Consider the following 12,472-nt stretch of genomic DNA (forward strand, 5'->3'; position numbering starts at 1 on the left):
CACGTCGTCGCGAGCGGCTGTGCCGGTGCGCGCGCACCGGCACAGCCGGGAGGTCAGTCTTCGGAGCTCCAGTTCCGGTCGGCCTTGTCCGCCGCCTCGGTGCGCTCCCTGGCGGTCTCCAGGGCCCGCTCCGCGCTCGCGCGGTCGGGGTAGGGGCCGAGGCGGTCGATCGCCTTGCCGACCTCGCCGTGCTCCACCTGGTTGGTCTTGGTGTTGTAGTACCAGCCCGGATCGGGGTTGTTGTCCTTCGCCATGTCGTCCACCTAACTCCAGCCGGGGGCCTGCTGCATGGGGATGCCGCGGGGCGGGGTGTCCTGGTTGGCGTTCTGGTGCTGCCCGGGGATCGGGTCCAGGCAGGACACCAGCACCGTCTGGTTCTCCGGGTCCTCGATGCGCCTGCCGTTGCGCTCCCGGTAGACCAGGTCACCGTCCACGTCGATCTCGACGAAGCAGCCGACCTCGGCCAACTGGTCCTCGTCCAGGTCGACCAGGCGCTCCCGGCGGGACGGGACGACCCGGTACTCCGGCCAGCTCAGGTGGGCGTAGACCTGGTGGAACTCGTGCATCAGGTGGGCCATCTGCTGCTGCCAAGGCAGGGGCATGGCCTCCGCCAGCGAGCGGGGCAGGACCACGTACCCCTGGCTCACACCGGGTTTGCGGGACGACTCCAGGTAGTCGCGCAGGGGGTTCCGGGGATCGGGGTTGTACATGTCGACTCCTCACACACCGGGGCGGACGGCCTGGTTCACCAGCTCGCCCTCGGTGAACTTCACCGGTCGGATGTGGACCGGGACACCGGTCTGCTGAGCCTCGACGATCTTGCCGTCGCCCAGGTACATGGCCACGTGGTGGATGGTCCTGGGGTCGCTCTCGTCGGTGGCCCAGAACAGCAGGTCGCCGGGCTGGGCCTGTTCCAGCGGGAGCATGGCGCCCGCGTAGTACTGCTCGCGGGACGTGCGCGGCAGTTGGATGCCCGCGGCGCGGTAGGACTGGAGCATGAGGCTGGAGCAGTCGTAGGAGTTCTGCTGGTCGGTCAGCGCACCCCACACGTACGGCTTGCCCTGCTGCCCGAGCGCCCACTGGATGGCGTTGCCCGCGGCGGCGGTGGGCGCGGGCAGCAGCAGCGCGCCGACGCCCTGGCCGCAGCCGGTGAAGTTGGCGACCTGGCCGACGCTGCCGATCAGGTGGGCCGCCATGGCCTCCCACCGGTGGTAGCGGTCGGGGAAGGCCGAGCGCTCCACGTCCTGGGCGGAGTCGCCGGGGCGCTGCCCGTCCCAGCCGGGGACCTCCAGCAGGACGTCGTAGAACTTGTTCACCGCGTAGGTCGGGTTGGTGACCTCCTCGACCGAGCCCCAGCCCATCGACGGGCGCATCTGGAAGATGCCCTGGGAGTCGCGGTCGCCGTAGCGCAGGCTGCGCAGGCCGGACTCGGTCATGCCCGCCTGGATGGCCACCTGCCAGGCCAGCGGTGGCAGGCCGCGCTGCTTGCCGATGGACACGATCAGCGCCGCCGTGCCGCGCTGCTCGTCGGTCAGCCGGGCCGCGTCGCCCTCACCGGAGCCCGCCGGGCCGGTGGTGGTCGGGCCGAGGCTGGCGTTGCAGGAGGCCAGCCGCACCTGGTTGGCGGCCTGCTCGGTCTGGTTGACGACCGTGTTGAGCACGCCGGTGCCCACGACCACGGCCACCACGGCCGCGGCGGCCGTGCCCGCGATCAGCGTCCCCCGCATGGCTCAGCCCTCCTGCTGCTCGTAGTTGGCGACCCGCCAACCGGCACCGGTGTCGATGACGGTCAGCTTCAGCGTGCCGCCGTCGGTGGGCACCTCGGCCTCGACCGACTTCGGGAACGACCGCACCGCCTTCGGTTCCCCGGTCAGCCTGCTCGCGGGGACGTTGGCCGGGTCGACCGACCGCATCACCGGCAGGTACTCCTCGGTGGTGTACGGGCGCAGGCCCTCGAGCCACTCCGCGTTGGTGATGCCGCTCGGGTGGGTGACCCACTTCTCGACCCACTTGCGCGCCGTCTCCAGCGCCTGCGGGGCCGGGGCCACCGAAGTGGGGGTGTTGGGCGGGGCGGTGATGCGGGTCTGGGTGATGGTCGCGGTGGGGCCGCCGGACTCCGGCAGCGGGGCCGGGGTGGCGGAGGGGACCGCGGAGGCGGCCGCGGCGACCGGGTTGCGCGGGTCGGGCGCGCTCTTGCGGCCGACCAGGCCGGGCAGCACGGCGCCGATCGCCACCACCACGAGGACCCCGATGACCGCGGCCACCGCGAGGTGCTTGGGCGAGCGCAGCGGCCAGCCCCACAGCTTGCGGTAGACCGCGGCCCGGCCGCGGTTGGTGCGGATCGGCACGGGTCACCTCACCACCGTGTCGGTCCCGAGCGGACCGTCGTTGAGCGGCAGCCGCCGCGGCGGGCCGTCGGGGGCGACCTCCAGGCCGCGCGAGGGCCGGTAGACCACGTGCACGGGCCTGCCCTGGACCATCTCGACCTCGGCGGCCTTGGGGGCCGGGGTGAGCGCGGGCGCGGGCTCGACCGGTGCGAAGTCGTCGCCGCCGGTGACCATGGACGGGACGACCACCGAATCCTCGCCGCGGTCCCAGCCCCGGTCGGCGACCGGGACGGTGTCGACGGTGCGGCTGCCCCCGCCGCCGAGCACGACCCGGGTGCCGGGGGTGCCGCGGCCGGGGCTGACGACCAGTTCGCCAGACTCCGCGCCGGAGGGGCCCAGCAGCGGCTGCGAGCCGCCGATGGCCGCCTGCTGCCTGCGGGTGTCCATCCGCTGCGCGGTGGCGGTGACCGGGTTGCTGGCCTCGGGCCGGGGCCTGCGCCCGCCGCCCGCGGGGACCAGCGCGTCGCGCTCGGCGGCCTCGCCGTCGCGGACGGTCTCCCAGAACTCGTCCTGCGGGGTGGGGCCGTCGTGCTTGCCGCGGCGGAAGCGGGAGAAGATCCCCGACCCGGCCGCGGGCATGGACGCCCCGGCCGCGCCGACGGACATCTCCAGCATCTGCCACATGCGCCGCACCGGGCGCCCGACCAGGAAGAACACCAGGGTGACCGCCGCGGCCAGCAGCATCTGCGTCAGCAGCGACAGCTTGGCGCCCGGGGAGAAGATCAGCTCCAGGAACTTGAAGTGCACCCCGGCCAGCATCGCCAGCACCAGCACGTTGAGCACCACCGCGCCGACGGCCCGGCCGACCTTGCGCAGGATGTCGTGGTGGACCAGCGCGACCAGGCCGATGATCGGCGCGGTCAGCGCCAGGATGCGCAGCAGGAGCTGGGCCAGCAGCACCGCCAGCTTGGCGAAGAGCTGGAACAGCGAGTACACGATCGACTGGAACAGCGCCAGGATGCCCGCGCCGGTGCGGCTGCCGTCGGTGCCCTTGAAGTAGCCGGTGGCCGGGCCCAGCTCGGTGGCGATCTGCTTGTAGTCGGCCTTCTTGGCCTGCTCGGCGGCGTTGTCGGCGTCCTTGCCGGTGACCACGTCGTCGCGGGTCCACGCCTGCGCGGCGAGCAGCCGGGGGCCGTACTTCTGCGCCTGCGGGGAGTCCGGGGCGCCGAACTCGCCGCGCGCCCAGTTCTCGTAGACGACCTTGTTGTGCAGCTCGGTGGGCAGGATGTGCCGGACGACCCGGTCCTCCTGCGGGTCGACGAAGCCCGCCTGGATGCCGGTGGTGGTGCGCACGATCAGGTCGTCGACCCGGTCGTAGTTGCTCACCAGCACCGCCGAGGACGCCGCCAGCCACATGCCCGCCAGCGCGAACAGGGCGCGCTTGCTGACCGTGGCCAGGTCGCCCTTCCAGATCTGGCGGAACATCAGGATCGCCAGGACCAGCATGAAGATGCTGAAGAGCTGGGTGTAGATGTTGTCAAAGACGGCGTCGGCGGCCTTGCCGATCTGCTCGTTGAGCCCGCCGAGGACGCCGCCGGTGAGCAGCGTGTAGTGCAGCGAGTTCGTGGCGCCGACGATGTTCTTCGCCACGTTGAACAGCTCGTTGCCGACCCAGGTGTCGATGGTGGCGCCGGGGTCGCTGACGCCGCTGGGCACCAGGCCGCCGCAGGACTCGTCGTAGACGTGCCAGACCATGCCCGCGTAGGCGTAGGTGATGTACGGGCTGCCCGCCTCGCCGTTGCCCTGCGGGGGGTCGAGCGCGCCGACCATGCCCGCGCCGGGGCGCTCCGGGTTGGGCACGCAGTCGTTGGCGTCCTGGGCCATCGCCGGGCTGCCGAGCAGCGCCTGGAACGCGACGATCCCGGTGACCAGCACCAGCGCGGCCCTGCGGCCGGGGTGCGCGGTGCGGCGGATGCCGGAGACGAGGACCCCGCGCAGCTTGACCAGCGCCGCCAGGGCGACCAACACCAGGACCGTGATCATCAGGCGTCCACCAACCCCAACGGACTCGGGTGACCGGGCACAAACTTGATCAAAATAGCCAACCGACCCGGGTCGGCGACAGGCTTGTCCCCCTCTTGCGCGCTCACGCCGCGTCCTCGCGGCCGTGCTTCTTCTTCGGCGCGCCGCCGCCGTCACCGTCACCGTCAGCGCCGTTGTCGCTGTCGCCGACGACCAGGGTGCCCTCCAGGGCGCCCGCGTCGAGGTAGTCGTCCTCGGTGAGGCCCAGCTCGAACTCCGCCGCCCGCTCGAACTCCTCGTCGCTGGGCATGGTGGACCCGTCGACGGCGACGAAGTCGAACTCGCTGGGGATCTCCGGGGCGTGGGGCAGCGCGGCCTCGGGCAGCGCCGCGCGGGCGGCGGTGGAGTCGCGCTGGCCGTCCGGGGTGGTGTCCATGACCGCGCGCAGGTGGTCGAGGTGGTTGCCGGACAGGTCGATGCGGATGCGCTCCACCCCGCCCGCGCCGTCGCCGAAGATGAACTGCCGGGGGGCGGTGTCGCGCTCGGTGCCGCGCTGCCCGCCGGGGCGGCGGCCGAGACCGGCCACCACCTGCTCGTACCCGGCGCCCACCGGGACCTTGAGCAGGCGCAGCGCGTCGGCCTGGGCCTGATCGTCGTCGAGGCGGCCGATGAAGACCGAGTCGAGCAGCGTCACGAAGCCCTGGATCTTGAGGAAGTCGGCCGGGATCTGGCTCGACAGCAGCACGCGCACGTTCCACTTGCGGGAGTCGCGGGCGAAGCGGTTCATCAGCACGCGGCCGGTCGGGACCTCGGAGAGGAAGAACGCCTCGTCGATCCACACGCCCTTGCGCATGTCCTTGGGCTTCTCGTAGATGGAGCGCTGGGTCAGCCAGGCGGCCAGGTTCAGCATCTCCACGCCGAGCGCCTCGGCGTCGGTCCAGTGCTCGCGGGCCACGCCGTCCTTGGGCAGGGTCAGGCCCGCCATGGTCAGCACGGTCATCCGGTCGTCGCGCTGCTCGTCGTAGGGGTCGGCGCCGCGCTCGGGGATGAGCAGCGACATCCGCTCCTTCATCTCGTCGAGGAAGTCGGCAACGACGATGGCGTGCTCGCGGTGCTCGCTGGCGTCGCGGCGCAGCGCGTCGAACACCAGGCTGGGGTCGGCGTCGGCCCGGCCGCCGACGGTGCGGACCGCGCGCAGCAGCACGATCCGGCTCTGCGGCAGCTTGGCCACCTCGTAGGGCAGCAGGCCGGAGAGCACGTCGAGGACCAGGCGGCGGCGGGTCGCGGCGGCCAGCGCCTTCTCCCGGCGCCAGGCGCGCTCGGGGTCCTCGTCGTCGAGGAAGTGGTCGAGCTTGGGCTCGGCCACCACCCGGTACGGGTTGAGGATGCCCGCCTGGGCGTTGAGCAGGTTGATCGGCCGCGCGTAGGGCCGCAGCTCGGGCAGGTCGCAGAGCCGGGCCAGCGGGCCGGACGGGTCGAGGATCGTCCAGTGCGCCCCGGCGCGCAGCGTCTTGTAGACGATGCCGCCGCCGAGGAAGGACTTGCCGCCGCCGAGCCCGGCGACCATGGCGGTCAGGCCGGAGGCGTCGCGGATCTCCTGGGCCATCCACGGGTCCCAGGCCACCGGGCGCCGGGTGGCGGTGCAGGTCTCGCCGAGCAGGATGCCGCGCCGGTCGCCGACCTCGGCGGTGGCGGTGGGGACGGCCGAGGCCGCCCAGATCACCGAGCCGCGGCGCAGGTAGGCGCTGGAGGCCAGCGGCTCGCCGGGGATGAACTCCCTGGCCAGGGCGTACTGCGCCTCGGGGTGCTCGATGGCGACCTTGGGCTTGTACAGGTCGAGCAACTGCTGGGCCAGCCGCAGCGAGTCGCGCTCGGTGGGGCCGGAGACGGCCAGCCGCCACCAGGAGCGGACCCGGGTGGCCAGGGCGGTGAAGCCCGAGGTCATCTCGTCGTCGATCTCCAGCACCCGGCTCGCCTGGCGGGCCAGCGACTGCGGCGGCTCCAGCTCGTGCTCGTCGGTGTAGTGCTTGACCTGCGAGCGGACCTTGTTCATCTGCCGCTGGAGTTCGCCCTGGACCTCCTCCGGGCGGCGCACGTAGATGCGCGCGGACCACTCGACCGAGGCCGGGAGCCGGTCGCTGCGCTGCACCCAGGGGTCGTCGATCTCCGGGATGGTCAGGCCGTGCATCATGCCGACGGTCAGCACGGTGACGTGCCGGGTCACCCCGGCGTTGGACCCGGTGCGGCCGCGCACGGTGACCGTGGGCGCGTACGGGTCCTGGTGGAAGTCGGCGGCGTCGGTGAAGCTGGCCAGGTCCTCCGGCTCCCAGGCCGCGCCGGGCACCGCGGGCATGTTCCGCGGCGCGGGCAACCCCAGCGAGCACGAGCGGTGCATCAGCCAGGACATCTCCTCGGCGGTGGCCGGGCGGCCCTCCAGGCCCGAGGAGCCCACGACCTGGTCGAGGTGCTCGACCTCGGACTCGATCGCCATCAGCTCGGCGTCCACGGCGTCCGGGAACACCTTGCGCAGCAGCGGCGCGGCCCGCTCGACGGCCCGGTCGACCACGTTGCGGGTCTGCACCTGCACCCCGAGGTAGACCTCCTTCTCGGCCATGGAGCGGCCCAGGAGCTGCTGCTGCTCGCCGACGAGGTAGTCGTCGAAGCTGAGCGCGCCGGGCACGTCCGGCAGCCGGTTCACCGCGTTGTGCACGTGCGCCTCGGCCCACATGCGGATCGGGTACGGCCGGGTGGTGACCCGCAGGTGCATCCACCGGCCCGCCAGCTCCGCGTACTGGCCCGCGATGGCGGCGATGAGGTCCTGGCGCTGCGAGTCCGACCGGAACGACCAGCGCTGCGGACCCAGCCGGTACCAGGCGAACACGTCGCCGCCGGTGCGCAGCAGGTGCCCGTCGATGGAGCGGGCGGCGATCTCCGGGGTGTAGCTGGGCAGGCCGCTCTCGCCGGGCAGCCGCTTGCCGCGCTTGCGCGCCTGCGCCTGCTCGTAGCGGCCCGGCTCCTGCCCCCGGCCTCGGTCCTGCGGATGTCCCGCCGGGTACGGAGCGAGTGCCCCCCGCTCGCCCTTACGGCGTCCGAACACCGCTGACCTCCCTGTTCCCGCGCTTGGCGCGGCTCCGGGCGCGGGCCTTCTCGGCGCGGCGCCTCTGCTTCTCCCGCTTCTTGTCGACCCGCCCGTCCCGGGGGGCCGCCAACCGCCCGTCCTGGGGCGCCGCCACCTGCGCGTCCCGGGGGGCCATCGCCGCCCGCCCGCTCGGGGGGGCCGCCCGCCGGGTCCGCTGCCGGTCCCGCCTGCGCGGGATCTCCGAGCGAATCCGCACGGCGGACGCGGTGACCGCCCCGCCCTGCCCGGTGGCGGTCTCCCTGGGGGCGGTCAGCTCGCGCACCCACATGGTCAGCACGGCGCCGAGCGGGCGCTCGTGGCTGATCCGGGAGCAGATGACCATGGTCAGCGCCACGGTGCCCACCATGCCCCAGGCGAAGGACCAGAACAGGCCGATGCCGAGGTTGCGCAGCACCGTCAGGACCAGCAGGAACACGACCGTGCCCACGCCCCACGCCACGTACCGGGCGCGCCAGGGGAAGGTGGCCTTGGGCGGGCCGAGCCAGACGGCGTCGACCCGGTAGACCTCGTCGTCGGTGCGAATCCGCACGTCAGTTCACCGGGACCTTCGCTCAGCCGCCGGTGAACAGGCCGGCGATCCAGCGGCCGATGCCCTCGCCCGCGTTGGTGACCGCGAGCCCGACGATCGCCAGGGCCACGATCACACCGCCGAGGCGGCGCATCACGCCCGCGTTGTCACCCTTGCCGCCGCCGAGCCACAGCAGCAGCAGCGCGACGACGAGCAGCAGCAGGGGGATGACGTTGTCGAGAATCCACGTGCGCAGGCCACCGGTGTCGACTTTCGTCGATTCCTGCTGGGCCAGTTCCACGAGGGCGGAGAGGGTGGGGGTGGTCATGTCGATCTCCCAAGTGCGCGGAAGCGGTTGTGTGATCGGGGGCGTGGTGCTCCTGCGCGGCAGGTCTCTGCTGTGCCCGTCGAGTACAGCACGAAAGGCACATGATTGTCATTACAAAGGGTAGCTACCGAGCAGCGTTCCGTAGGCTCAATCCACCCTCCTGGTGCCGTGCGCCTGATATCTGACCACACCCATCATCATCCGGGGAGGGCTGGTGACACCCCCGGAGGACCCGAAAATTCGGGCGATCATGAGGTTTCACCCGCTTGCGGGAGTCGCGCTCACAGCGAGTGTGGGAAGTCACAGCCCATTCTTCCGTCACTCTCAGATGGGGTTACTCCGATCGGTGTACCACCGATCGGAGTAACCCGACGCGGGCGAGCCGGCGTGTAAGCCGGATTCTGTACCGGGGCTCGCGCCCCGGTGGCGACCATCCATCTGGGCCTGCCGTCGCCGACAGGCTCGTGCGGCCTACCCGCAGACTCGGGCGGGCAGCCCTCGGGCGTCTGCGCAGGGGCCCCTCGCGGGACCCCCTCTTGGCCTTGCTCCGGGTGGGGTTTACCGAGCCACCCCGGTCACCCGGGGTGCTGGTGGTCTCTTACACCACCGTTTCACCCTTACCCGGCCGCTCGGGTTCCCCCGACCGACCGGGCGGTCTGTTCTCTGTGGCACTTTCCCGCGGGTCACCCCGGGTTGCCGTTAGCAATCACCCTGCCCTGCGGAGTCCGGACTTTCCTCGACGGGGATCACCCGCCGCGGCCGCCCGGCCGACTCGCCCGCGACGACGAGGATACGGCGTCCGACCACCGGCCTCCACGTCCCATTCCGTGGGCGGCGTTGAGGCCGGTCAGCGGGGCTGCTCTACTCCCGGTCATGTCCGGTGACCGCCTCCTCACCCGGCGCAGGCACGTGGACCTCCACCGCCTCGCCGGGGGCGTCTGTCCGCGCGGCCGAACCAGCGCCAGACAGCCACCTTCCTCGAGGAGACCACCGTGGGGACCATCGTTCTCGTGTCCGGCAGCCCGTCGGCCACCGCGCGGCCCGGCATCGTCGTCACGCACACCGAAACAGCACTGCGGGCGGCCGGGCACACCGTGACCACCGTGCGGGTCCGCGACCTGCCCACGGTCGCCCTGCTCGCCGAGGACCGCCGCGACCCGCGGATCGGCGCGGCCCTGGCGGCGGTGCAGGCCGCGGACGGGCTGGTCGTGATCAGCCCGGTCTACCGGGCGGCCTACAGCGGCCTGGTGAAGTCCCTGCTCGACCTGCTGCCCAGCGGCGCGCTGGCGGGCACGGCGGTGCTGCCCCTGGCCACCGGCGGCACCCAGGGGCACCTGGTGGCCCTGGACTTCGTGCTCCGGCCGCTGCTGTTCGCCATGGGCGCCACCCGGGTCCTGCCCGGCCACTTCGTCCCCGACCGCATGATCACCCCGGAGGACGAGGGCGGCGTGGAGACGGGGACGATCCTCCCGCTGGCCGCCGCCGCCCTGACCGACGTGCTGATCTCGTTCACCGACTCCCTGCGCCGCCCCCGCACCACCCACACCACGGCCACCCTCACCGGCTGACCGCCGCGGCCCACCCACCGCGAGCCGCCGGCCGGGAGCCGGGAGCCGGGAGCCCGACGGCCGTTCCGGGGCCACCGCCGCGCCCGGCGGCGGGGCGGTTAGCGTCGCGCCGTGCTCAGTGGTGCGGTGGCGGCCTGCGTGGCCTTCGGGTTGCTGGGGGCGGTCCTGGCGTTCGCCGTCGGGCGGCCGAGGGGGTGGCCGGAGGCGGTGGCCGCGGTCCCCGCCGCCGGGATCGCGCTGGCGCTGGGGCTGGTCGAGCCGGGGGCGGCGTGGGCGCGGACCGCGGAACTGGGCGACACGGTGCTGTTCCTCGCGGCGGTGCTGCTGGTCGCGCACCTGGCCGACGTCGACGGGGTGTTCGGGTGGGTGGGGGCCCGGGTGGGGAAGGCGTGCCGGGGCGAGCCGCGGCGGCTGCTGGGGCTGTCGTTCGGGGCCGCGGCGGTGACCACGGCGGTGCTGAGCCTGGACGCGACCGTGGTCCTGCTGACCCCGGTCGTGCTGGCCACGGCAGCGGGGCTGGGGGTGCGGGCCCGGCCGCACGCGTACGCCTGCGCGCACCTGGCCAACTCCGCCTCGACGCTGCTGCCGGTGTCGAACCTGACGAACCTGCTGGCGTTCGGGGCGAGCGGGCTGGGTTTCCTGGGCTTCGCGGGGCTGATGGTGGGCCCGTGGGTGGTGGCGGTCGCGGTGGAGTTCGCGGTGTTCCGCTGGTTCTTCGCCGGCGACCTGGAACGGGGTGGGGTGCGGGAAGCGGCCGAGCCGGGGCCCGCGCCGCGGTTCGCGCTGGGGGTGCTCGCGGTGATGCTGGTCGGGTTCTGCGCGGGTCCGCTCATGGGGGTCGCGGCGGTGTGGGTGGCGGTCGCGGCGGCGGTGGTGCTGGGCGGGCGGGGGCTGGTGACCCGGGCGGTGACGGTGCGGGCGGTGGTGGGGGCGTGCGCGCCGCTGCTGTGCCTGTTCGTGGTGGCGCTGACGGTGGTCGTGGAGGCGGTGGCCGAGCACGGGGGCCGGGACCTGCTCACCGCCGTGCTGCCCGGCGACGGGTCACTCGGCGGGGAGTCGCTGCCCACCCTGCTCGGGGTGGCCGCGGTCGCGGCGGTGGCGGCGAACCTCGTCAACAACCTGCCCGCGACGCTGATGCTGCTGCCGGTGCTCGGCCCGCACCCCGGCGCCTTGCTGGCCATGCTGCTCGGGGTCAACATCGGCCCGAACCTGACCTACGCCGGTTCCCTGGCCACCCTGCTGTGGCGGCGGGTGCTGGCGGGCACCGGCGTCCGGACCACGGCGCGCGAGTTCACCGCGCTGGGGCTGCTGACCGTGCCGCTGTCGCTCACCCTGGCCGTGGTCGCGCTGTGGCTGGCGCTCTGAGCCCCGCCGGTCAGACCAGGTGCGAGATGTCGTTGACCAGGCGCACCGAGGCGTTGCCGTCGGGGTAGAACTCGGCGATCGACAGCGACGCCAGGTCCAGGTGCAGGCGGAAGAGGATCGACGGGCCGACGTCGAGGGCCAGCCGCAGCAGGCCCTTGATCGGGGTCACGTGGCTGACCACCACCACGGTCCGGCCCGCGTAACCGGCCAGGACGCGGTCGCGGGCCCGGGTGACCCGCTCGTGCACCACGTCGAAGCTCTCCCCACCCGGCGGGGGCACGGCGGTGTCGGACAGCCAGCGGCGGTGCAGGTCGGGGTCGCGCTCGGCGGCCTCGGTGAAGGTCAGGCCCTCCCAGCCGCCGAAGTCGGTCTCCACCAGCTCGTCGAGGACCACCACCGAGCCCCCGGTGGCCTCGGCGACGGCCCGGGCGGTCTGGCGGGTGCGCCCCAGGGGGGAGCTGAGGATCGGGGTGTCCGCGTCGACGCCGTCGAGCGCGGCGATCCGGCGGCCCGCCGCGGCGGCCTGCGCCTCGCCGAGGGCGGTGAGGGCGACGTCGCCGCGGCCGGAGTAGCGGCGGTCCACCGACATGGCGGTCTGGCCGTGGCGCAGCAGCAGCACCTTGGTGGGGGTGCCGAGCGCGCCGGTCCAGCCTGCGGGCGAGGACCGGGCGGGCCCGGTGGCCACCCGCGCGGCCGGGCCGCCACCCGCGCCCGGGGCAGCGGCGGACTCGGTTGGCTCGGCGGGCTCGGTGGTCGGAGCGGCGGCGGAGGTGCCCGCCGGAGCGGACGAACCGGCCGGGGTCGCCGGGTCCGCGGCCGTGGGCACGGCGGACCGGGCCGACGCGGCGACAGGTGCCACCGGCGCGGCGAACAGGCCCGCGGCGCCCGCGGAAGCCGCGGCGCCCGCAGGAACCCCAACGCTCGCAGAGGCCGCGCCGGTCACGGAAGCCGCAGGAGCCGCATCGCCCGCCGAAGCCCCACCGGCCTCGGGGGCCACAACGCCCGTGGAAGCCGCGCCGGTCACGGAGGCCGCACCCGCAGAAGCCGCAGTGCCCGTGGAGGCCGTGCCGGTCGCGCCCGTGGAGGCCGTGGCGCCCGCAGGGGTCGCGCCGGTCGCAGGGGGCGCGCCGGTGGAGGGCGCAGAGTCTGTGGAGGTCGCGCCCGTGCCACCCGTGGGGGCCGCAGCGCCCGCGGTGGCAGGTGATCCGGTGGGCG

The 12,472-nt window shown here is 73.7% G+C and carries 11 protein-coding genes and 1 other RNA gene; 2 read left to right on the forward strand and 10 right to left on the reverse strand.

Features of this window, described 5'->3' with window-relative positions; all coding sequences use genetic code 11:
• Positions 1-53 precede the first annotated feature (53 nt).
• The 9 genes from DFQ13_RS03705 to rnpB form a co-directional block, all read right to left on the reverse strand.
• Entirely contained in the window at positions 54-254 is a 201-nt protein-coding gene (locus DFQ13_RS03705) for a hypothetical protein (RefSeq protein ID WP_035278858.1), read from the reverse strand.
• A 9-nt stretch (positions 255-263) separates the two neighbouring features.
• Positions 264-710 (reverse strand): hypothetical protein, encoded by a 447-nt coding sequence (locus tag DFQ13_RS03710; RefSeq protein ID WP_035278831.1) that lies wholly within the window; start codon positions 708-710, stop codon positions 264-266.
• A gap of 9 nt (positions 711-719) precedes the next feature.
• Entirely contained in the window at positions 720-1,727 is a 1,008-nt protein-coding gene (locus tag DFQ13_RS03715; protein WP_110078851.1) for a C40 family peptidase, read from the reverse strand.
• A 3-nt stretch (positions 1,728-1,730) separates the two neighbouring features.
• Complete coding sequence (locus tag DFQ13_RS03720; protein WP_110078852.1) at positions 1,731-2,348, reverse strand: hypothetical protein; 618 nt, start codon at positions 2,346-2,348, stop codon at positions 1,731-1,733.
• A gap of 3 nt (positions 2,349-2,351) precedes the next feature.
• A complete protein-coding gene (locus DFQ13_RS03725) occupies positions 2,352-4,370 on the reverse strand; it encodes a hypothetical protein (protein ID WP_110078853.1) in 2,019 nt (672 codons plus the stop codon).
• Between the two features lie 103 nt (positions 4,371-4,473).
• Positions 4,474-7,446, reverse strand: a complete 2,973-nt coding sequence (locus DFQ13_RS03730) for an ATP-binding protein (protein ID WP_110078854.1) — start codon at positions 7,444-7,446, stop codon at positions 4,474-4,476.
• Positions 7,430-8,017, reverse strand: a complete 588-nt coding sequence (locus tag DFQ13_RS34705; protein WP_233438257.1) for a hypothetical protein — start codon at positions 8,015-8,017, stop codon at positions 7,430-7,432. The genes DFQ13_RS03730 and DFQ13_RS34705 overlap by 17 nt, the downstream gene beginning before the upstream one ends.
• A 22-nt stretch (positions 8,018-8,039) precedes the next feature.
• Positions 8,040-8,324 carry a hypothetical protein gene (locus tag DFQ13_RS03740; protein ID WP_035278839.1) on the reverse strand — a complete coding sequence of 95 codons (285 nt, stop codon included), beginning with the start codon at positions 8,322-8,324 and terminating at the stop codon, positions 8,040-8,042.
• Positions 8,325-8,698: 374 nt separating this feature from the next.
• Positions 8,699-9,099: RNase P RNA component class A (gene rnpB, locus DFQ13_RS03745), an RNA gene on the reverse strand.
• 217 nt (positions 9,100-9,316) lie between these two features.
• On the opposite strand from rnpB, the gene DFQ13_RS03750 reads away from it, so the two are divergent.
• Positions 9,317-9,892 carry an NAD(P)H-dependent oxidoreductase gene (locus tag DFQ13_RS03750; protein ID WP_110078855.1) on the forward strand — a complete coding sequence of 192 codons (576 nt, stop codon included), beginning with the start codon at positions 9,317-9,319 and terminating at the stop codon, positions 9,890-9,892.
• Between the two features lie 111 nt (positions 9,893-10,003).
• The gene (locus tag DFQ13_RS03755; RefSeq protein WP_181399836.1) at positions 10,004-11,257 is read left to right on the forward strand and encodes an ArsB/NhaD family transporter; all 1,254 of its coding nucleotides are present in this window, start codon (positions 10,004-10,006) and stop codon (positions 11,255-11,257) included.
• Between the two features lie 10 nt (positions 11,258-11,267).
• On the opposite strand, the gene DFQ13_RS35895 is transcribed toward DFQ13_RS03755, so the two are convergent.
• Positions 11,268-12,281, reverse strand: a complete 1,014-nt coding sequence (locus DFQ13_RS35895; RefSeq protein ID WP_219994282.1) for a histidine phosphatase family protein — start codon at positions 12,279-12,281, stop codon at positions 11,268-11,270.
• Positions 12,282-12,472: the final 191 nt, after the last annotated feature.

The organism is Actinokineospora spheciospongiae (assembly GCF_003182415.1).
Classification (GTDB): domain Bacteria; phylum Actinomycetota; class Actinomycetes; order Mycobacteriales; family Pseudonocardiaceae; genus Actinokineospora; species Actinokineospora spheciospongiae.

Coding starts and splice junctions, on each gene's coding strand:
- DFQ13_RS03715 (WP_110078851.1), bottom strand. CDS start 1,727: ATGCGGGGGACGCTGATCGCGGGCACGGCCGCCGCGGCCGTGGTGGCC.
- DFQ13_RS03710 (WP_035278831.1), bottom strand. CDS start 710: ATGTACAACCCCGATCCCCGGAACCCCCTGCGCGACTACCTGGAGTCG.
- DFQ13_RS03740 (WP_035278839.1), bottom strand. CDS start 8,324: ATGACCACCCCCACCCTCTCCGCCCTCGTGGAACTGGCCCAGCAGGAA.
- DFQ13_RS03705 (WP_035278858.1), bottom strand. CDS start 254: ATGGCGAAGGACAACAACCCCGATCCGGGCTGGTACTACAACACCAAG.
- DFQ13_RS03725 (WP_110078853.1), bottom strand. CDS start 4,370: ATGATCACGGTCCTGGTGTTGGTCGCCCTGGCGGCGCTGGTCAAGCTG.